This window comes from Rhodoferax sp., assembly GCF_012927445.1.
Taxonomy (GTDB): Bacteria; Pseudomonadota; Gammaproteobacteria; order Burkholderiales; family Burkholderiaceae_C; genus Rhodoferax.
This window is the reverse complement of sequence record NZ_JABBPD010000001.1, coordinates 343,037-362,608: the sequence shown is the minus strand read 5'-3', so window position 1 is coordinate 362,608 and position 19,572 is coordinate 343,037. Positions and strand designations below refer to the sequence as shown.

The following is a 19,572-nucleotide window of genomic DNA, read 5'->3' as shown; positions in this document are numbered from 1 at the left end:
CACACGATTATTTCGGGCGGGCCTGATCCAGAGTTCCCGTCAAGCCAGCAGGTGAATGCTGCGCTGCGGTAATATCTCGGTCCAGCCGGGCCTCACGTTACCCCGTGTCACGTTCTGGCTGCAACCACAGAACAAGATGAACGCTCCCATTCAGCTCAATCAATTAGTGTCCGCGCAAGCGCACATGTCGCCTGCGCACGAGCGCATTCGCGAGATCCCGTACAACTACACCTCGTTTTCTGACCGCGAAATCGTGATTCGCCTACTGGGCGCCCCGGCGTGGGACTGGCTCAACCGTCTGCGCGACGAGCGTCGCACCGGCCGTTCGGCCCGCATGCTGTATGAAGTGCTGGGCGATGTCTGGGTGGTGCAGCGCAACCCCTATTTGCAGGACGACCTGCTGGACAACCCCAAACGGCGCGTGCTGCTGGTCGAGGCCTTGCACCATCGGCTGGGCGAAGTGCAAAAACGCCGCACGCCTGACGTCGACCCGGAGCGCGATGCGCTGGTGGGCGAGTTGCTCAAGGCCGCAACTGCGGCGGTGCAGGCCTTTGACGCGGCCTTTATTGAAACCGCCGCCTTGCGCCGCAAGACGCAGCGCACGCTCATTCGCTTGACCGGCAAAGACAACATCAAGTTCGACGGTCTCTCAAGGGTCAGTCATGTGACCGACGCCACCGACTGGCGGGTGGAATACCCGTTTGTCGTGCTGACGCCCGATACCGAAGAAGAGATGGCGGGGCTGGTCAAGGGTTGTATCGACCTTGGCCTGACCATCATCCCGCGGGGCGGCGGCACCGGTTACACCGGCGGCGCGATCCCGCTGACGTGGAAGAGCGTGGTCATCAACACCGAAAAGTTGGAGGCCATGACCGAAGTCGAGATGGTGACCTTGCCGGGCTTGTCCGAGCCGGTTGGCACGGTCTGGACCGAAGCCGGTGTGGTAACCCAGCGCGTGGCCGATGCGGCCGAGCGCGGTGGTTATGTGTTTGCGGTCGATCCGACCTCGGCCGAAGCCTCCTGCATTGGCGGCAACATCGCCATGAATGCCGGTGGCAAAAAAGCCGTGCTGTGGGGCACCGCGCTGGACAATCTGGCCAGCTGGCGCATGGTGACGCCGCAGGCCGAATGGCTGGAAGTCACGCGCCTCAACCACAACCTGGGCAAGATTCACGATGCTGAAATTGCCAGTTTTGAGCTGAAATACTTCAAGGCCGACGGCAAAACGCATTTGCGTACCGAGCGGCTCGACATCCCCGGCAAATCGTTCCGCAAGGAAGGCCTGGGCAAGGATGTCACCGATAAATTCCTGAGCGGTCTGCCGGGCATTCAAAAAGAAGGCTGCGATGGCCTGATCACCAGCGCCCGTTGGGTGGTGCACCGCATGCCGGTGCACACGCGCACCGTGTGCCTGGAGTTCTTTGGCAATGCCAAAAACGCCGTGCCCAGCATTGTCGAAATCATTGATTTCATGTTTGCCGAGCAAAAACGCTCAGGCGTGCTGCTGGCCGGGCTGGAGCATCTGGATGACCGCTACCTGAAGGCGGTGCGCTATGCCACCAAGTCCAAGCGCGGTGGCCTGCCCAAGATGGTGCTGTTTGGCGACATTGCCGGTGACGACGCCGACGCCGTGGCCCGCGCCACGTCGGAAGTGGTGCGCATTGCCAATTCGCGCAGTGGCGAGGGCTTTATCGCCATCAGCCCGGAAGCGCGCAAAAAGTTCTGGGCCGACCGCAAACGCACGGCGGCGATTTCCCGCCACACCAACGCCTTCAAGATCAACGAAGACGTGGTGATCCCGTTGCCGCGCATGGCCGAATACACCGACGGCATCGAGCGCATCAACATCGAATTGAGCCTGCGCAACAAGATCGCCTTGTGTGATGCGCTGGCCGAGTTTTTAGCCAACGGCAATTTGCCGCTCGGCAAGTCCGACGATGCGAATGGCATTCCTTCGCCTGAATTGCTGGAAGACCGCGTGGCGCAAGCCCTGGCCTTGGTGGGCGACGTGCGGACGCTGTGGGCCGGTTGGCTGGAGGGCGTGGAAACGCTGTTTCCCCAGTTGCAGGACCACACCTTGCGCGCCAGCTGGAAGACGCAAATCCGGGAGCCGCTGCAAAACATCTTTACCGGCGGCGCGTTTGAGCCGATCCTGCTGGAGTGCAATGCGATCCATCAGCGCGTGCTCAAGGGCCGCGTCTGGGCGGCACTGCACATGCATGCCGGCGACGGCAATGTGCACACCAACTTGCCGGTCAACAGCGACGACTACGAAATGCTGCAAGCGGCGCACGGCGCCGTCAAACGCATCATGGCGCTGGCGCGTTCGCTCAACGGCGTGATCTCGGGCGAGCACGGCATCGGCATCACCAAGCTGGAGTTTTTGAGCGACGAAGAGCTGCGTCCGTTCACCGAATACAAAGCCCGGGTCGACCCCGAAGGGCGCTTCAACAAAGGCAAGTTGCTGCGAAATTCAGAGCTACTTAAGCAGGATGGACGGGGGCTACAGGCTGATTTGACCAATGCCTACACGCCCAGCTTTGGCTTGATGGGCTACGAGTCGCTGATCATGCAGCAAAGCGACATTGGCGCCATTGCCGACAGCGTGAAAGACTGCCTGCGCTGCGGCAAGTGCAAACCGGTGTGTTCCACCCATGTGCCGCGCGCCAACTTGCTGTACAGCCCGCGCGACAAGATTCTGGCGACCTCGCTCCTGGTGGAGGCTTTTCTGTACGAAGAGCAGACGCGTCGCGGCATCTCGATTCGCCATTGGCAAGAGTTTGAAGACGTGGCCGACCACTGCACCGTGTGCCACAAATGCCTGTCACCGTGCCCGGTGAACATCGACTTTGGCGATGTCACCATGAACATGCGCAACCTGTTGCGCAAGATGGGCAAAAAGAGCTTCCGCCCGGCCGGCGCCGCCGCCATGTTCATGCTGAACGCGACCAACCCGGAAACCATCAAATTGGCCCGCGGTGCCATGGTCAACGTGGCGATCAAGGCGCAGCGCATGGCCGCCGACGTGATGAAAGTCATTTCGCGCAAGCAAACCAAGGCGCCGCCCGCCACGGTTGGCACGGCGCCGATCAAAGAGCAGATCATCCACTTCGTCAACAAGAAACTGCCTGGCGGCTTGCCGAAAAAGACGGCGCGCGCCTTGCTCGATATTGAAGACAAAGACTACGTGCCGATCATTCGCGACCCGCAAGCGACGACGGCCGAGACCGAGGCGGTGTTTTACTTCCCCGGCTGCGGCTCGGAACGCCTGTTCAGCCAGGTCGGCTTGGCCACGCAGGCCATGCTGTGGCACGCCGGCGTGCAGACGGTGCTGCCACCGGGTTACCTGTGCTGCGGCTATCCGCAGCGCGGTTCAGGCCAGTTCGACAAGGCCGAGAAGATGATCACCGACAACCGGGTGCTGTTCCACCGGGTCGCCAACACCTTGAACTACCTGGACATCAAGACCGTGGTGGTGAGCTGCGGCACCTGCTACGACCAGTTGCAAGACTACGAGTTCGACAAGATTTTCCCCGGTAGTCGCATCATCGACATTCACGAGTACCTGCTGGAGAAGGGCATCACGCTGCAGAACGCCGGCGCTTTCATGTTCCACGACCCGTGCCACAGCCCGATGAAGTTGCAGGAGCCAATCAAGACCGTCAAGGCGCTGTTGGGCGACAACGTGATCCAGTCCGAGCGCTGCTGCGGCGAGTCCGGCACGCTGGCGCTGAACCGGCCGGATATTTCCACCCAGGTGCGCTTTCGAAAGGAAGAAGAAATTCGCAAAAACGAAGTCCAGCTGCGCGAAAAAGGGAGCTTGGGGCCGAAGGAAAATCTCAAGATTCTGACCTCGTGCCCGGCCTGCCTGCAAGGCTTGAGCCGTTTTGGCGAGGATCTGCAAAACGGCTTGCTGGAGGCCGACTACATCGTGGTCGAGATGGCGAACCAGATTCTGGGCGATCAGTGGATGCCGGATTACGTCAAACGGGCCAACAACGGCGGCATTGAGCGCGTGCTGGTTTAATAATTTTTTAGCAGGTGATCTTCATGGCAGGTTTGCAATCAGGCGCTCCAACGCCGCAGGCAATGACGGTGCATAGCCAGTCCAAGGTGCTGGAGATTAGTTTTTCTGATGGCGCCGAGTTTCGGATTCCGTTTGAGCTGATGCGGGTGTACTCCCCGTCGGCCGAGGTGCAGGGCCATGGGCCGGGGCAAGAGGTCTTGCAGAGCGGCAAGCGTGAGGTGGCGCTGACCGCACTGGAGCCGGTCGGCAACTACGCCGTACAACCGACGTTTTCTGACGGCCACAGCTCCGGCATTTTTTCATGGGACTACCTCTATTTTCTGGGTTCCCAGCAAGACAAGCTGTGGGCCGACTACACGGCCCGTCTGGCTGCCGCCGGGGTCGAGCGCGACGCGCCCATGCCGGAGAAAGCCGGACACAATTGCGCCAGTCACTAAATCGCTAGTTGCTATTTAAATAGTAGCTGCTTGCGCAGTCGGGGCGGGGGCTAGCGCCGTATTTCCATCATAATCACCGCAAAGTACTCATGGATACGAAGATTTGTCATCTTCGGCTGGGTATTTCGCGTCTAGTATTGCAGTCATGACAACAACACATTTTGGTTATCAATCGGTTGACGAGGCCGAAAAAGCAAAGCACGTGCGTGGCGTGTTTGATTCGGTCGCGCCCAAGTACGACTTGATGAACGACCTGATGTCGATGGGCATGCACCGCGCCTGGAAGGCGTTCACGGTGCTGGTGGCGAATATCCAGGAAGGCTACCAGGTGCTCGATATTGCCGGCGGCACCGGCGATCTGGCATTGGCTTTTTCCAAAAAAGTGGGCAAAAGCGGGCGCGTGGTGCATACCGACATCAATGAAGCGATGTTGCGCACCGGGCGCGATCGCCTGCTGGATGCGGGAGTAGCGCTGCCGACCCTGGTGTGTGATGCCGAAAAACTGCCGTTTCCCAGCAACCATTTTGATGTGGTGAGCGTGGCCTTTGGCCTGCGCAACATGACGCACAAAGACGTGGCGCTGGCCGAGATGAACCGGGTTCTCAAGCCGGGTGGCAAGTTGCTGGTGCTCGAGTTTTCCAAGGTGGCGCCGCCGCTGGAAAAAATTTATGACTGGTATTCCTTCAAGGTTTTACCTAAGTTGGGGAAACTGGTAGCGGGTGACGATGCCAGTTACCGCTACTTGGCCGAGTCGATTCGCATGCACCCGGGGCAGGAGGAATTGAAAGCCCTGATGAAAAATAATGGCTTTGGCCATGTGGACTATCACAACCTCAGCGGCGGGCTGGTAGCCTTGCATGCTGGAATCAAGTGCTGAAACTTGTAATTTTGTAAATAATTACCACCTGCGACAAGAACCTTTTGGAGTCATTATGAAATTTTGGTCTTTGCTATTAGCCGTATTTTTAATATTGGCCGGCTTCAATGCCGAGGCCGCAAAACGTTTTGGGAGCGGAAAGTCGATTGGTCAGCAATCCACTAATGTGACGCAACGTCAGGCCGCACCGGCGCAAGGCGCCACCAAAGCGCCCGCGCCCGCCGCTCCGGCTGCCGCCGCTGCGCCGAAACGCCCTTGGGGTGCCATGCTGGGCGGTTTGGCCGCTGGCTTGGGCTTGGCCTGGCTGGCCAGCTCTCTGGGCTTGGGGGCTGCCGCAGGCCAGTTCATGATGTTTGCCCTGCTGGCGCTGCTGATCATGGTGGCCGTTGGCTGGTTCATGAAGTCGCGTAAGGCGGCCCAATCGGGTCAATCTGGTAACGCGGGCAACTCACCGTTTGCCTTTCAGGGTGCTTCACCCGCCAGCATTGCCCAGATCCCCGCCACCTATCGTCCGGAAAATGTCGGTAATGATGCCTCTGCGCGCCCTTGGGAACGCAACAATTTGGCATTTGACAGCACGAAATCGGCGTCTGATGCATCTGGCTCGATGATCGGCTCCGGCTTGGGTGGCTCACAAAGTTGGGGCGTTCCCGCCGGCTTTGATACCGAGGGCTTCCTTAAGTCAGCCAAAGCTAATTTTGTGTCGCTGCAGGCGGCGTGGGACAAGTCGGACATCGATGCCTTGCGCGTCATGATGACCGACACCATGCTCAAAGAGATTCAGGCGCAGCTCGCCGAGCGTGAAGTCCACACCGGTGGTCCGGTCAACATGACTGATGTCGTCATGATCGAAGCCCAATTGCTGGGCATTGAAGATCTGGGTGACGACTACATGGTCAGTGTCGAGTTTTCTGGCATGATCCGTGAAGAGCCCTCTTCGGGCCCGAGCCCGTTCCGCGAAGTGTGGAACATGACCAAGCCTAAAAGCGGTCACAGCGGCTGGTTGGTGGCCGGGGTGCAAGCCTTGCAATAGGCCAAAGTCTGATCGTCCCGCCTGCGCGGGGACGATTTCAGCGCATAAACAGGGAATAATAGGGGACTATGGCAACACAGTCCCCTTTTCTCATGCTGGAGGGTCTCCTTCAGAACCTTCCCCTCCCCAATTTGCAACCTCCGGTTTGGGCGGTTGATGAGGCACAGCGCCGCATCGTCCTGCTGTTGAACCACATCCTGGTCCAGGAAAAAGAGGCAACCAGTCGCCTGGCAAGGCAAAAAGGACGTGTCGTCCTCATGCAGTGGCGTTCATTTGCTCTTAAATTAATAGCAACGCCGGCAGGTCTGCTGGATCGGGCGCCCGCTGAGGCCAAAGCCGATCTGGTGTTGGCGGTGACCGAAGAATCTCCCTTTGTGCTGGCGCAAACGGCGCTGCGCGGCGACAAGCCGGCGGTGCGTATCGAGGGTGACGTGCAACTGGCGGCCGAGGTGAACTGGCTGGCTGACCATGTTCGCTGGGATCTGGAGGAGGATCTTTCCCGGGTCATCGGCGATGCGCCGGCCCACACCTTGGGCCAAGCCGCTCGCGGCATGGCGCAGGCCTTGCGTCAGTTCATTGGCACGGCGGCAGCCTCCGGCGCCGAGAAGGCGCAGACGTGACCCGCCTGTTTCGGGGCGTTTTCATTGTCTGGGTGATGTTGCGTTACGGTCTGGACGAGTTGTTCCTGACGAGTTTCCAGAAACCCTGGCTGCACGCCATCGCCCGCATCGTGTCGATCGGGCGCAACCTGGATGCGCCCCGTGGTCAGCGTATTCGCGAGGCGCTGGAGCGTCTCGGCCCCATCTTCGTCAAGTTCGGGCAGGTGTTATCGACCCGACGCGACTTGATGCCGGTAGATATTGCCGATGAGTTGGCCCGCCTGCAAGACCGCGTGCCGCCGTTTGGCAGCGACATTGCCATTGCCACCATTGAGCGTGCGTTCAACAAAAAAGTCGATGACATTTTTGTTTCCTTTGACCGGGCGCCGATTGCCAGTGCCTCAATTGCGCAAGTGCATTTTGCGGTGCTCAAAGACCGGACTGGCCAGGCCCGTGAGGTCGCCGTCAAGGTGTTGCGGCCCGGCATGCTCTCGGCGATTGAAAAAGACCTGAGCCTGATGCGCATGATGGCGGGCTGGGTGGAAGGGCTTTCCAACGACGGCAAGCGCCTCAAACCGCGCGAAGTGGTAGCTGAATTTGACAAGTACCTGCATGACGAGCTCGATCTGGTGCGGGAGGCGTCCAGCGCCGCGCAACTGCGCCGCAACATGACCGGGCTGGACCTGGTGCTGATTCCCGAGATGTTCTGGGATTACTGCGCCACCGAAGTCATTGTGATGGAGCGCATGAAAGGCGTTCCGATCAGCCAGGTGGAGCGCCTGCGTGCGGCGGGGGTGGATATTCCGAAGCTGGCGCGGGACGGTGTCACCATTTTCTTCACCCAGGTGTTTCGGGACGGCTTTTTTCATGCCGACATGCACCCGGGCAACATTCAGGTCAGCATTGACCCGGCCACGTTTGGGCGTTATATCTCGCTGGACTTTGGCATTGTCGGCACGCTGACCGAGACCGATAAAGAGTATCTGGCGCAAAATTTCACGGCTTTTTTCCGGCGTGACTATAAACGCGTGGCCGAGTTGCATATCGAGTCCGGCTGGGTGCCGGCGGCGACGCGGGTGGATGAGCTGGAGTCGGCCATTCGTTCGGTCTGCGAGCCTTACTTTGACCGCCCGCTCAAGGAAATCTCGCTCGGACTGGTGCTGATGCGCTTGTTTCAAACCTCGCGCCGCTTCCATGTTGAAATCCAACCGCAGTTGGTGTTGTTGCAAAAAACACTGCTTAATATTGAAGGCCTGGGGCGGCAACTGGACCCTGAATTGGACCTTTGGGCGACAGCCAAGCCGTTTCTTGAGAAGTGGATGATTGATCAGCTGGGCCCTAAAAAGCTGATCGACCAGTTGCGCAATGAAGCGCCACGCTACGCCAAGCTGTTACCGGAGCTGCCGCGGCTGCTGTTCGATTTTCTGCAACAAAGCAAGTCGGGCTCCGGCCATGCGCTTCATGAGCTGCTGGTGGAACAAAAACGCACCAACCGTCTGCTGCAGTCGCTCCTGTTTGGCTGCGTTGGCTTTGTCCTCGGCTTGGTGGTCATGCAGGTGATCGTTCGGGTTCATGTTCTCTAGCTGGGTCGGCTTGGGGTGCCACGCCTTATAATTTGACGCTTTGCTACTTGAAATCCGAGCCTAATCGTCATGCCTATTTACGCCTATAAATGCGAGTCCTGCGGGTTTGCCAAGGATGTATTGCAAAAAATGTCAGACCCGCTTCTGACGGACTGTCCGTCCTGCGGCGCATCCGCCTTCAAGAAGCAACTGACGGCTGCGGGCTTTCAGCTCAAAGGTTCCGGTTGGTACGCCACTGACTTCAAGGGTGGCACCTCTGGGACATCCGTGCCAGCGACCACCGCCACTTCCAGTGGCTCGGATGCTGCGTCGAAGACGACCGAAAGCAGCAAACCGAGCGAGAGTTCGCCGGCCAAATCCGATTCGACACCGCCCTCTGCCTCGGGTGGCTGCGGTGGCTCTTGCGCCTGCCATTGACCCGTTGCCTGCAAAACTCTGGGGATTTCTGTGCCAATTAAAAAGTATCTGCTCACCGGCCTGCTGGCTTGGCTGCCTCTGACGCTCACCATCTGGGTGTTGTTGTGGCTGGTGGGTCTGCTCGATGCCATTTTTGGCGGTATCTTGACCGGACTTTCCGCCTTCTCCTCGGAGTCGACGGGCGCCGTGATTGAGCAGTTGCGCCACATTCCGGGCTTGGGTGTGATCCTGGTTTTTTCTGCCTTGCTGCTGACGGGGGCTTTCGTTTCCAATGTGGCGGGACGATGGTGGCTCCAGCAATGGAGCAAGCTGTTCACCAATATCCCGGTTTTTAAATCGATTTACAACAGCGTAAAAAAAGTGTCCGACACACTTTTTTCCAGCAATGGCAATGCGTTTCGCACCGCCATGCTGGTCCAGTATCCCCGGGCCGGTGTCTGGACCATCGCGTTTCAGACCGGCACACCGGGTGGTGAGGTTGCTGAGCATCTGGGGGCGGACCTGGTGAGTGTCTATGTGCCCACCACGCCCAACCCCACCAGTGGCTTTTTTCTGATGTTGCCCCGTTCCGAAATCATCGAACTGCACATGAGTGTGGATGAAGCGCTGACCTATGTGATTTCCATGGGCTCCGTGGCTCCATCGGTTGCCGTTGACGTTTCCTCCAAATAATTTTTGATAACCTGTGCCGCCTCTTGGGGCGGGCTTTGAAAGCTGTCCATGGCCATGCGCTCCCACTATTGCGGTCTTGTGACCGATGCCCTGTTGGGCGAAACCGTCACTCTTTGCGGTTGGGTTAACCGTCGTCGCGACCATGGTGGCGTGATTTTTGTCGACATCCGTGACCGCGAAGGTTACGTGCAAGTGGTGTGTGACCCAGACCGTGCCGAGATGTTCAAGACCGCTGAGGGCTTGCGCAATGAGTTCTGTATCCAGATCAAAGGCTTGGTGCGTGCCCGTCCTGAAGGCACGGTCAACGACAACCTCAAGAGCGGCAAGATCGAAGTGCTGTGTCAAGAGTTGAACGTGCTCAATCCGTCGGTGACACCACCGTTCCAGTTGGATGACGAGAACCTGAGTGAGACCACGCGTCTGACGCACCGGGTGCTGGACCTGCGCCGCCCCTACATGCAAAACAACCTGATGCTGCGTTACCGCGTGTCGATGGAAGTGCGCAAGTTTCTGGATGCCAATGGCTTCATTGACATCGAAACCCCGATGCTGGGCAAGTCCACCCCCGAAGGGGCGCGCGATTACCTGGTACCCAGCCGCGTGCATGAAGGTCACTTTTTTGCCTTGCCACAAAGCCCCCAGCTGTTCAAGCAGTTGTTGATGGTGGCCGGCTATGACCGCTACTACCAGATTACCAAGTGCTTCCGCGACGAAGATCTGCGCGCAGACCGTCAGCCCGAATTCACGCAGATCGATATTGAAACTTCATTCCTGAGCGAGCAGGAAATCCGCGACATGTTCCAGGGCATGATCACCACCGTGTTCAAGAACACCCTGAATGTGGACCTGGGTGAATTCCCGGTGATGACGTTCCAGGAGGCCGCTCACCGTTACGGTTCGGACAAGCCGGACCTGCGCGTGAATCTCGAATTCACCGAACTGACTGACGTCATGACCGACGTGGACTTCAAGGTGTTCGCCGGTGCGGCCACCATGAAGGACGGCCGTGTGGTCGGTCTGCGCGTTCCCGGTGGCGCCCGTGAAACCGGTGGCCTGAGCCGCAGCGAGGTGGATGCTTACACCGAGTTTGTCAAGATATACGGCGCCAAGGGCTTGGCCTACATCAAGGTCAATGATCTGGCGAAAGGCCGTGAAGGCTTGCAGTCACCGATCGTTAAAAATATTCATGACAAGGCGCTGGCGGAAGTGCTGACGCGCACCGGCGCCCAGAATGGCGATTTGATCTTCTTTGGCGCCGACAAGGCCAAGATCGTCAATGACGCCATTGGTGCCTTGCGCATCAAGATCGGACACAGCGAGTTTGGCAAAAAGAACGGCTTGTTCGAGAAATCATGGCGTCCGCTGTGGGTGGTTGACTTCCCGATGTTTGAGTACGACGAAGAAAATCAGCGCTACTCTGCTGTGCATCATCCTTTCACGGCGCCTAAAGAGGGCCATGAAGACTGGATGGTCACCGCCCCCGAGAAATGCATCTCGCAAGGTTACGACATGGTGCTCAATGGCTGGGAAATGGGCGGCGGCTCCGTCCGTATCCACCGTGCTGACGTGCAGCAAAAAGTGTTCGATGCGCTGAAAATTACCCCCGAAGAAGCGCAAGACAAGTTTGGCTTCCTGCTCGACGCCCTGCAGTATGGCGCGCCACCCCATGGTGGTCTGGCCTTTGGCCTGGACCGCATCGTCACTCTCATGACCGGTGCCGAGTCCATTCGTGATGTGATTGCTTTCCCGAAAACCCAGCGCGCCCAATGCTTGCTGACGCAGGCCCCCAGCACGGTGGAAGAGAAGCAGTTGCGCGAATTGCACATCCGGCTGCGTCCGACCGAGCTGACCAAAGCGGTTTAATCAAGTCCGGGCCGGGAGGCTTCAGGCAGAATGAAAGGGCGCTCACTAAGCGCCCTTTTTCATGGTTCGTATTTATGTCTATTGCTTACAAAATTCCCGAATCCGTCCTGGTGGTGATTTACACCCCGGCGCTGGACGTGTTGTTGATCAAGCGGGCCGATGCTTCCGATTTTTGGCAATCCGTTACCGGCAGCAAAGATGCGCTGGAAGAACCCTTCGTGCAAACAGCGGTGCGCGAAGTGTTTGAAGAAACCGGCATTGACTGCGGGCCCGACACACCGTTGCCCAACAGCCTGCTGGATTGGCAGCTGGAAAACGTCTATGACATTTATCCGCGCTGGCAGCACCGTTACGCGCCGGGTGTCACGCGCAACACCGAACATTTGTTTGGTTTGAAGGTGCCGGCCGGAACCACCGTGCGCTTGAGTCCACGCGAACATACGGACTACCAGTGGCTACCTTACCGTCAGGCTGCTGAGGCCTGTTTTTCACCGTCCAACGCGGAGGCTTGTTTGATGTTGCCGAGGTTGGCTACATTGGCGGTTCAAGCATGAATATCGTTCGTATTGCCACCTACAACATTCACAAGGGCGTGCAAGGTGTCGGGCCGCAGCGCAGGCTGGAAATTCACAATCTGGGCCACGCCGTCGAGCAACTGGATGCCGACATTGTGTGTCTGCAGGAGGTGCGCAAGTTGAATCGGAGCGAGGCGCAACATTTCACACGCTGGCCTGAGATGCCGCAAGCCGATTTTCTGGCGCCGGAAGGTTACGAGGCGGTGTACCGCACCAACGCCTTCACCAAGCACGGCGAGCACGGCAATGCCTTGTTGTCGCGCTGGCCCGTGGTGACGCACCAGCACGAAGACATTTCTGATCATCGTTTTGAGCAGCGTGGTTTGCTGCATGTTGAGGTCATGGTGCATGGGCAGTCGGTGCATGTGCTGGTGGTTCACCTGGGGCTGGTTCGGGGCAGCCGTGCCCGGCAGTTGGCGCAGTTGCAGCGCTTTATCGAGCGCGAAGTACCGCCAACGGCACCGCTGCTGGTCGCGGGCGACTTCAATGACTGGGGCGCGCTGGTGAAGCGTGTGCTGAATACCGTCAATTTGAGAGCATTTGAGGGCGCGCGACAACCCACTTTCCCGGCGCGGCTGCCACTGGTGCAGTTGGACTATGTGTATGCCAGAGGCCTGACGCCCTTGACGGTACAAGTGCCCAGCGGACGCATCTGGTGGCGCATGTCGGATCACTTGCCACTGATTGCTGAGTTTGCCCTCCCAATTTAGAAGCGTTCCCATGCAGCCAGTCCGACCCGGCCATCAGGTGCAGCTACTGCAGGGGGGGCAGGCGTTTTTCCCGGCGCTGATTGGTGACATTGACCGCAGTGCCCATGAGGTTCGGATCGAGACTTATATTTTCAGTGTGGAGGCGGCCGGCGAGCAGGTGGCGGTGGCACTTGAACGAGCGGCGCAACGTGGTGTATCGGTGTATCTGGTGGTCGACGGCGTTGGCACACCCCGCATTCCCGCTGAATGGGTGACTCGCTTCAATGCCGCAGGCGTCCAGTGGCGGATTTTTTCGCCCTTGGGGCGGTTGGGTGTGCTGATTCCCAGTCGCTGGCGGCGGTTGCACCGAAAGCTGTGCGTGCTCGACGGCACGGTGGCCTTTTGCGGCGGCATCAATCTGCTGGACGATTTTTATGATCCCAATCACGGTGCTTTGGATGCGCCCCGCTTTGACTTCGCCGTCCGTGTGACAGGCCCACTGGTGCAGTCCGTCCATGAAGCCACCGTGCAGTTCTGGTGGCGGTTGCAGGCGGCCAGCAACGTGCGCCAGAATGATTTTCGGGCCGCCTGGCGGGCACTGCAGGAAGCGGTGACGCTGGCGCTGCAGTCCCGTTCGGCTCAAGACTTGGGGCAGCTGGTGGCAGACAGTACGGCGCACAACACCAACGCGACGCTGGTGCTGCGCGACAACGTGCGCAACCGCTCCCGGATTGAACGCAGTTACCGCAAAGCCATTGGTGCAGCAACCAAAGAGATCATCATTGCCAACGCTTATTTTGTGCCCGGCCGCAAACTGCGCAAGGGCTTGATTCATGCCGCGCTGCGTGGGGTACGGGTGCGACTGTTGCTGCAGGGGCGGTATGAGTACTTCATGCAATTCCACGCGACCCGGCCGGTGTACGGTGCGCTGCTGGCGGCGGGCGTGGAGATTTACGAGTACTCGGTCAGCTTTCTCCATGCCAAGGTCGCCGTGATTGACGGTCACTGGGCCACGGTGGGCTCTTCCAATCTGGACCCCTTGAGTTTGTTGCTGGCGCGTGAGGCCAATGTGGTGGTGGACGATGTTGCTTTTGCGCAGGATTTGCGGGCGCGGCTGGAACAGGCGTTTGAGCAGGGTGGTGTGCGCGTGGACCCGGCGGCTTATGCCAACCGACCGTGGCGCCAGCGCTTTCTGGATCGCATTGCGTTTGGCGTGATGCGTTTATTGCTCTTTTTAAATGGTAAACGCTATTAATTTAATAGCGAATGGCGCTCAATTGACGCGGGCCAATGGCCAAAAACCTTACAAGTAAAACGCTGGTACCATTCTTTCATGTTAATGAAAAGCCAAAGCACCATGATCTCTGCCGATGCCGATGAAGGCACTCCCGTCTCCGTCAAAATCCGGGAACGTCTGATGGCGGCGCGCAAGCGCTTCAATGCCAACGACAACATTGCCGACTTCATCGAACCGGGTGAGCTTGAGCGTTTGCTTGACGAGGTGGAAGACAAAATGAAAGGCGTGCTGAGCAGCCTGGTCATTGACATTGACCACGATCACAACACCGACAAGACGGCCCGCCGGGTGGCCAAGATGTACCTCAATGAGGTATTCAAGGGCCGCTATGTCAGCGCACCGACCATCACCGAATTCCCCAACGCCGAACATCTCAATGAATTGATGATTGTCGGCCCCATCACGGTGCGTAGCGCCTGCAGCCATCACCTCTGCCCGGTGATTGGTCAGATCTGGATTGGCGTGCTGCCCAACGAGCACACCAACGTGATTGGTTTGTCCAAATACGCCCGTTTGGCGGAGTGGGTCATGGGTCGGCCGCAGATTCAGGAGGAAGCGGTGGTTCAGCTGGCTGACTTGATTCAACAAAAAACCCAACCGGATGGCTTGGCCATCGTGATGGAAGCCACTCATTTTTGCATGGGCTGGCGCGGTGTCAAGGACATGGACAGCAAGATGATCAATTCGGTCATGCGTGGCAGCTTCCTCAAAGACCCCAATTTGCGTCGCGAATTTTTATCGCTTATTCCCCGGAAAGGCTGATCATGTTGGTCCGTTTGCTTTACGCCAGCCGTGCGGTTGACACCAGTCCCGACGCTATCGATGCGATTCTGGCCCAGTCGCGCCAATTCAATCCCGGTAGCGGTATTACCGGCATACTTTGTTATGGCGGCGGGATATTCCTGCAGGCGATCGAGGGTGGACGCATGGCCGTGAGCGAGCTGTACGGCCATATCCAGCGGGATCCCCGTCACAAGGATGTTGTGCTGCTGCACTACCAGGAAATAGCCGAGCGCAGGTTTGCGGGCTGGACCATGGGGGCGGTCAATATGTCCAAGATCAATACTTCCATTTTGCTCAAGTACGCCGAGAAACCCGAACTCAACCCCTATACGGTGTCGGGCAGCGTGTCCCTGGCCCTGCTGGAAGAACTGATGGCAACTGCCTGCATCATTGGTCGCACCTGAACGTTTGACGGCTGCCCCATTGCAGCATGATGTGGGGCTGGACGTTGCGCTGGTCGGGTGCGATTTTTCCAGCAGCCCCTCCCGCAAAAAACCGATTGTTTTGGCGCATGGGTCTTTGCAGTCGGGACGTGTTTTGCTATCAAAACTGGAACGGCTGGAATCGCTGGAGGCGTTTGCCCAATGGTTGCAGCGACCGGCCTGCTGGATTGGCGGCTTTGATCTCCCTTTCGGACTGCCGCGAGAACTGGTTGAGACCCTGGGCTGGCCCACGCAATGGGATGCCTGTATCCGCCACTACGCCAGCCTCAGCCGGGCGCAAATCCGTGCCACCTTCGCTGCGTTTTGTAATGCCCGGCCAGTGGGGGGTAAATTTGCCCACCGGGCCACTGACCTGCCAGCCGGTTCCAGTCCATCTATGAAATGGGTTAATCCGCCGGTGGCTTATATGCTGCATGCCGGCGTCCCCTTGCTGCTAAATGCGGGAATTTTTCTGCCGGGCTTGCATCCGGGTGACCCGCTTGATGTGGATGCTCGGGGCCAAGCGCATCGGGTGGCGCTGGAAGCCTACCCCGGTTTGCTGGCGCGCGAGGTGTTGGCGAAACGTAGCTACAAAAGTGACGACAAAGCCCGCCAGACGCCCGAGCGCCTGATTGCCCGCAAAGACCTGATCACCGCGTTGGAACACGGCCAGACCCGACTCGGTCTGCGGCTCAAACTGACCCATGCGCAACGTGATGTACTGGTGGATGACGCCAGCGGTGATTCGCTGGACGCGGTGCTGTGTCTGGTTCAGGCGGCCTGGGCGCAAACCCGGCAGCGCGAGGGTGATGCGCGTTATGGTTTGCCGGATGATCTTGACACCCTGGAAGGGTGGATCGTCACCGCTTGACGCCCCCAGCCCAGCCTGCGGCTAGGCCACTCGTGCGATGATGGTTTCTTCCAGTTTGAGGGCCAGCTGGGAAATCGCCAAAGCAGCCGGGCAACCGGGCATGGACTGAATCAACAACTGGCGGCGCATCACGGCTTGCCGTACCGAGGGGTCGGAAGGGATGTCGCCCATGTGAATCAAGCGAATCGGACGCCCCGGTTCTGTCACCACAAAACGATCCAGCACCTGCTGCAACTGCGTTGTGATGGCACGACCATCTCCCAGGCGCGCCGTCTGGTTCACCACCATGCGAATGGTTTGTCGCTTTTGCTGACCCACCAGCACCTTGATCGTGGCATAGGCATCGGTCAGTGAGGTGGGTTCGGGTGTCGCAACCACCAGTACCTCGGAGGCCAGCGAAACGGCAAAAAGCACCACATCAGAAATACCAGCGCCGGTATCCAGCAGCACGATGTCGTAATGCGGTATCAGCCCATTCATGATGCGCAGGAAATCGTCCCGAACTTCGGGCGTCAGGCGCGAATATTCGACCATGCCGGAGCCGGCCAGCAAGACGGAAAATCCGCCCGGCGCCCGGACAATCGCCTCTTCGAGTTTTGCTTTTCCGGTAAACACATCGTGCAGGGTGACCTTGGGGTACAAATTGAGCACCACATCCAGGTTGGCCAGCCCCAGGTCCGCGTCCAGCACCAGAACACGGTGCCCACGCTTGGCCAGCGCCGCCGCCAGATTGGCCGAGACAAAGGTCTTGCCAACGCCCCCTTTGCCGCTGGTGACGGCGAGCACCTTGCCAAGTGGCTTGAGAGGTACTGCGGTAGGGGCCACATTGTCTTGTGGGAGATTCAGGACGTCGCTCATGGTGAGTTCACTTTATTGATTGCGTTGCCTGTTGCCGCACCTGACGCGTCACTGGAAGCATTTTCGATCCAGGCCGGGTCTCCCAGTGAGAGGTGGCCGAACAACATGCTCTTTTCTTCTGCGCTTACCGCGATCTCCCGCTGCTGCTCAATATAGACGCGGTTGCGTCCCTCGGACTTGGCCCGATACAGCTGGATATCGGCCCGATCGGTCCACAACGCTGTCGTGGAGCGAACCCATTCCGGTGCGTAAGCGCCCCCAATACTGACCGTCACCTGGATACTGACCAGCGGGGATACAAAAATGGAAAGGTTGCCGACGGTTTCGCGGATCCGCTCGGCCACGATTTGTCCAAACGAAGCCGGGCAGTTTGGCAGGATCGCTGCAAATTCTTCGCCACCGTAACGGGCCACAGTGTCCATCGGACGCACGCAGGCCGCCAGGCAGTTGGCAATGGCCTGAAGCACCCGGTCGCCAGCCAGGTGACCATAGGTGTCATTGACTTTCTTGAAATTATCAATGTCCAGCATCAACAGCAAGGCTGAATCGCCGGAGCGGGCCACGGCATCAATTTCGCGGCTCAGCACATTGCGGAAATGACGCCGGTTAGACAAGCCTGTCAGCGGATCTTTCAGCGAAAGTTCGCACAGGTTGTCGACGACGCTTTGTACATAAACGGTGGGAGATTCTTCCGGTTCGGGAAGGCTGCATGTTGGGTCATGCTCCAGCAGGGCCCGTGCGTCGTCCAAGCGCAAATCACGCATATCGATCATGGAAGATTCAGTTTTGATAGTCACGGGCACACTGGATAATTAACAAATTGAGTCTAACAGGAACGTTTTTTGAAATGCGGTGAAAAATCCATCGTTTTCCCTCTGTATTAATCCTGTTTTGGGAGGCTTTCCAGTGCGATGATGGCTTCTGCATCGGTGCGGTACATCTTGAGCCGGTTCGAGTCTTTCAATTCCCCGGCCTGTCTCAGTATCTTTTCCACAGGCAGTTTGATGCCGCTGATGTGAAGCGTAATGTTGTGCTGCGTCAAGGTTGAGTGCAATTGGCTGAATGTTTCGACCCCGGTGGCATCGACACGGTTGATGGGCTGGGCGAACAGGCACACATGTTTGATGTCTGGGTGGGTGGAGAGGTGCTCCACAATGGCGCGTTCGAAGCTGTTGGCGGAGGAAAAATCGAGTTCTGCGTCCATGCGCAGCGCGTAGAGGTGAGGTGCCAGCGCGGGGAGGTGCCAGAGATGACGGTCGCGCAGGCTACCGTCTGCGTGCAGCCCGACTTCAATGATGCGCGGATGCAGCCGCTGATATAGAAAGTAACTCAAGCCCATCAGCACGCCAGCGAGCACCCCCCAATAGAGTCGAGGCGCGGCAAGAAGCGTGATGGCGATGGTAACGCCAGCGGTACTGGCCTCCACCCGCGAGATGCGCCATAAACGCTTGAACTCGCCGGGTTTGAGCAAGCCCGCCACGGCGGCCAGCACAATGGCTGCCAGCACGGCTTGCGGCACATGGCGCAATACCGGTGTGAACAGCAGCAGCGCCAGCAACACCACCATCACCGACACGACCGTGGCCCAGCCGGTACGGGCACCCGCATACAAATTTAATGCGGAGCGCGAAAACGACGAGCTGGTCGGAAAAGCCCCGCTCAAGCCCGACAGAATCTTGCCCAGACCCTGACCGATCAAATCTTGATCCTGGTCCCAGCGCTGGCCGGCACGCTCACTGTCGACCTTGGCGCTGGACGCAGTTTCCAGAAAACTCACCAATGTGATGACAAGGGTGGGCAATACCAGTTGGCTCAGGGTATGCCAGTCGGGCAGGCCCGGGACAAAGAGCGATGGCAAGCCTTCAGGCAGCACGCCCACCACCGCCCCGCCCGAGGCCTCGAATCCGGTCCACACGCTCAAGGCCGCCGAGGCCAGCACCACAAGCAGTACCGTGGGGAAGGCCGGCTTCCAGCGCCGCGCCAATGTCAGCAGGATCAGGCTGGCCAGCCCGAACAGGACGGAGGGGATGTGCCACTGCGGCTGCATCCACATTTGGCCCCAGGCCACTTTAAAACCAAGTAGCTGGGGTAGTTGCGAGCTGATAATCAGCAGCGCCGCCGCTTGGGTGAAGGCCATCAGCACCGGTGCACTGACCAGGTTCAGTAGCCAGCCAAAGCGCATGAAACCCAAGCCCACTTGCAAGACGCCGGACAGCAGCGCCAGCCACACCGCCAGCTCGACCCAGTGCGCGCTGCCGGGCTCGGCCAAGCCGGTGAGCGAGGTGCCGATCAGCAGGCAGGTCAGGGCGGTCGGCCCTACCGACAGTCGGGTCGATGCACTGAACAGTACCGCAACCAGGGCCGGCAGCATGGCCGCATAAATACCCGTGACCAGTGGCATGCCGGCCAGAGCCGCATAGGCCACGCCCTGCGGAATCACCATCAGGCCCACCGACAGGCCGGCCAATGCCTCGCCACGTAGCAGTTTGGGGCGGGGCTGCGGCCAATTCAAAAAAGGGAGCAGGCGTTGTAGTCTGGACATGGGTGAAGGGGGTGATGAGCGCTGTAT

Annotated in this window: 18 protein-coding genes; 15 read left to right on the top strand and 3 right to left on the bottom strand. The window is 58.8% G+C overall.

Annotated elements, in window-relative coordinates; all coding sequences use genetic code 11:
- The first annotated feature begins 136 nt into the window (after nt 1–136).
- The 15 genes from HHJ17_RS01570 (at nt 137) to HHJ17_RS01500 (ending at nt 16,145) form a co-directional block, all read left to right on the top strand.
- A complete protein-coding gene (locus HHJ17_RS01570) occupies nt 137–4,027 on the top strand; it encodes an FAD/FMN-binding oxidoreductase (protein WP_296500404.1) in 3,891 nt (1,296 codons plus the stop codon).
- Nucleotides 4,028–4,050: 23 nt separating this feature from the next.
- Nucleotides 4,051–4,464, top strand: a complete 414-nt coding sequence (locus HHJ17_RS01565; RefSeq protein WP_296500402.1) for a DUF971 domain-containing protein — start codon at nt 4,051–4,053, stop codon at nt 4,462–4,464.
- 145 nt (nt 4,465–4,609) lie between these two features.
- Complete coding sequence (ubiE, locus tag HHJ17_RS01560) at nt 4,610–5,341, top strand: bifunctional demethylmenaquinone methyltransferase/2-methoxy-6-polyprenyl-1,4-benzoquinol methylase UbiE (protein WP_296500401.1); 732 nt, start codon at nt 4,610–4,612, stop codon at nt 5,339–5,341.
- 55 nt (nt 5,342–5,396) lie between these two features.
- Entirely contained in the window at nt 5,397–6,374 is a 978-nt protein-coding gene (locus tag HHJ17_RS01555; RefSeq protein WP_296500400.1) for a Tim44 domain-containing protein, read from the top strand.
- A 68-nt stretch (nt 6,375–6,442) separates the two neighbouring features.
- Nucleotides 6,443–6,994, top strand: coding sequence for a hypothetical protein (locus HHJ17_RS01550; RefSeq protein WP_296500398.1), 552 nt, complete (start codon nt 6,443–6,445; stop codon nt 6,992–6,994).
- Entirely contained in the window at nt 6,991–8,556 is a 1,566-nt protein-coding gene (ubiB, locus tag HHJ17_RS01545) for a ubiquinone biosynthesis regulatory protein kinase UbiB (protein ID WP_296500396.1), read from the top strand. The genes HHJ17_RS01550 and ubiB overlap by 4 nt, the downstream gene beginning before the upstream one ends.
- 69 nt (nt 8,557–8,625) lie before the next feature.
- The gene (locus HHJ17_RS01540; RefSeq protein WP_296500393.1) at nt 8,626–8,973 is read left to right on the top strand and encodes an FmdB family zinc ribbon protein; all 348 of its coding nucleotides are present in this window, start codon (nt 8,626–8,628) and stop codon (nt 8,971–8,973) included.
- Between the two features lie 36 nt (nt 8,974–9,009).
- Nucleotides 9,010–9,645: a DUF502 domain-containing protein gene (locus tag HHJ17_RS01535; RefSeq protein WP_296500633.1), complete on the top strand. Its 636-nt coding sequence runs from the start codon at nt 9,010–9,012 to the stop codon at nt 9,643–9,645.
- A gap of 48 nt (nt 9,646–9,693) precedes the next feature.
- A complete protein-coding gene (aspS, locus tag HHJ17_RS01530) occupies nt 9,694–11,508 on the top strand; it encodes an aspartate--tRNA ligase (protein ID WP_296504808.1) in 1,815 nt (604 codons plus the stop codon).
- A gap of 74 nt (nt 11,509–11,582) precedes the next feature.
- Complete coding sequence (gene nudB / locus HHJ17_RS01525) at nt 11,583–12,062, top strand: dihydroneopterin triphosphate diphosphatase (protein WP_296504807.1); 480 nt, start codon at nt 11,583–11,585, stop codon at nt 12,060–12,062.
- Nucleotides 12,059–12,793, top strand: a complete 735-nt coding sequence (locus HHJ17_RS01520) for an endonuclease/exonuclease/phosphatase family protein (protein ID WP_296504806.1) — start codon at nt 12,059–12,061, stop codon at nt 12,791–12,793. The genes nudB and HHJ17_RS01520 overlap by 4 nt, the downstream gene beginning before the upstream one ends.
- A gap of 10 nt (nt 12,794–12,803) precedes the next feature.
- A complete protein-coding gene (clsB, locus tag HHJ17_RS01515; RefSeq protein ID WP_296504804.1) occupies nt 12,804–14,027 on the top strand; it encodes a cardiolipin synthase ClsB in 1,224 nt (407 codons plus the stop codon).
- A 102-nt stretch (nt 14,028–14,129) separates the two neighbouring features.
- Nucleotides 14,130–14,831: a GTP cyclohydrolase I gene (gene folE, locus HHJ17_RS01510; protein WP_296504803.1), complete on the top strand. Its 702-nt coding sequence runs from the start codon at nt 14,130–14,132 to the stop codon at nt 14,829–14,831.
- Nucleotides 14,832–14,833: 2 nt separating this feature from the next.
- Nucleotides 14,834–15,256 (top strand): BLUF domain-containing protein, encoded by a 423-nt coding sequence (locus HHJ17_RS01505; protein ID WP_296500381.1) that lies wholly within the window; start codon nt 14,834–14,836, stop codon nt 15,254–15,256.
- Nucleotides 15,257–15,260: 4 nt separating this feature from the next.
- Complete coding sequence (locus tag HHJ17_RS01500) at nt 15,261–16,145, top strand: DUF429 domain-containing protein (RefSeq protein ID WP_296504802.1); 885 nt, start codon at nt 15,261–15,263, stop codon at nt 16,143–16,145.
- 21 nt (nt 16,146–16,166) lie between these two features.
- Here the strand turns inward: HHJ17_RS01500 and HHJ17_RS01495 are convergent, their stop codons facing one another.
- From HHJ17_RS01495 to HHJ17_RS01485, 3 genes are all read right to left on the bottom strand, one after another.
- Nucleotides 16,167–17,003 carry a MinD/ParA family protein gene (locus HHJ17_RS01495; protein WP_296504800.1) on the bottom strand — a complete coding sequence of 279 codons (837 nt, stop codon included), beginning with the start codon at nt 17,001–17,003 and terminating at the stop codon, nt 16,167–16,169.
- The gene (locus tag HHJ17_RS01490) at nt 17,000–17,776 is read right to left on the bottom strand and encodes a GGDEF domain-containing protein (protein WP_296504798.1); all 777 of its coding nucleotides are present in this window, start codon (nt 17,774–17,776) and stop codon (nt 17,000–17,002) included. Before HHJ17_RS01490 ends, HHJ17_RS01495 begins: the two co-directional genes overlap by 4 nt.
- 107 nt (nt 17,777–17,883) lie before the next feature.
- Nucleotides 17,884–19,545 carry a SulP family inorganic anion transporter gene (locus HHJ17_RS01485; protein ID WP_296504796.1) on the bottom strand — a complete coding sequence of 554 codons (1,662 nt, stop codon included), beginning with the start codon at nt 19,543–19,545 and terminating at the stop codon, nt 17,884–17,886.
- Nucleotides 19,546–19,572: the final 27 nt, after the last annotated feature.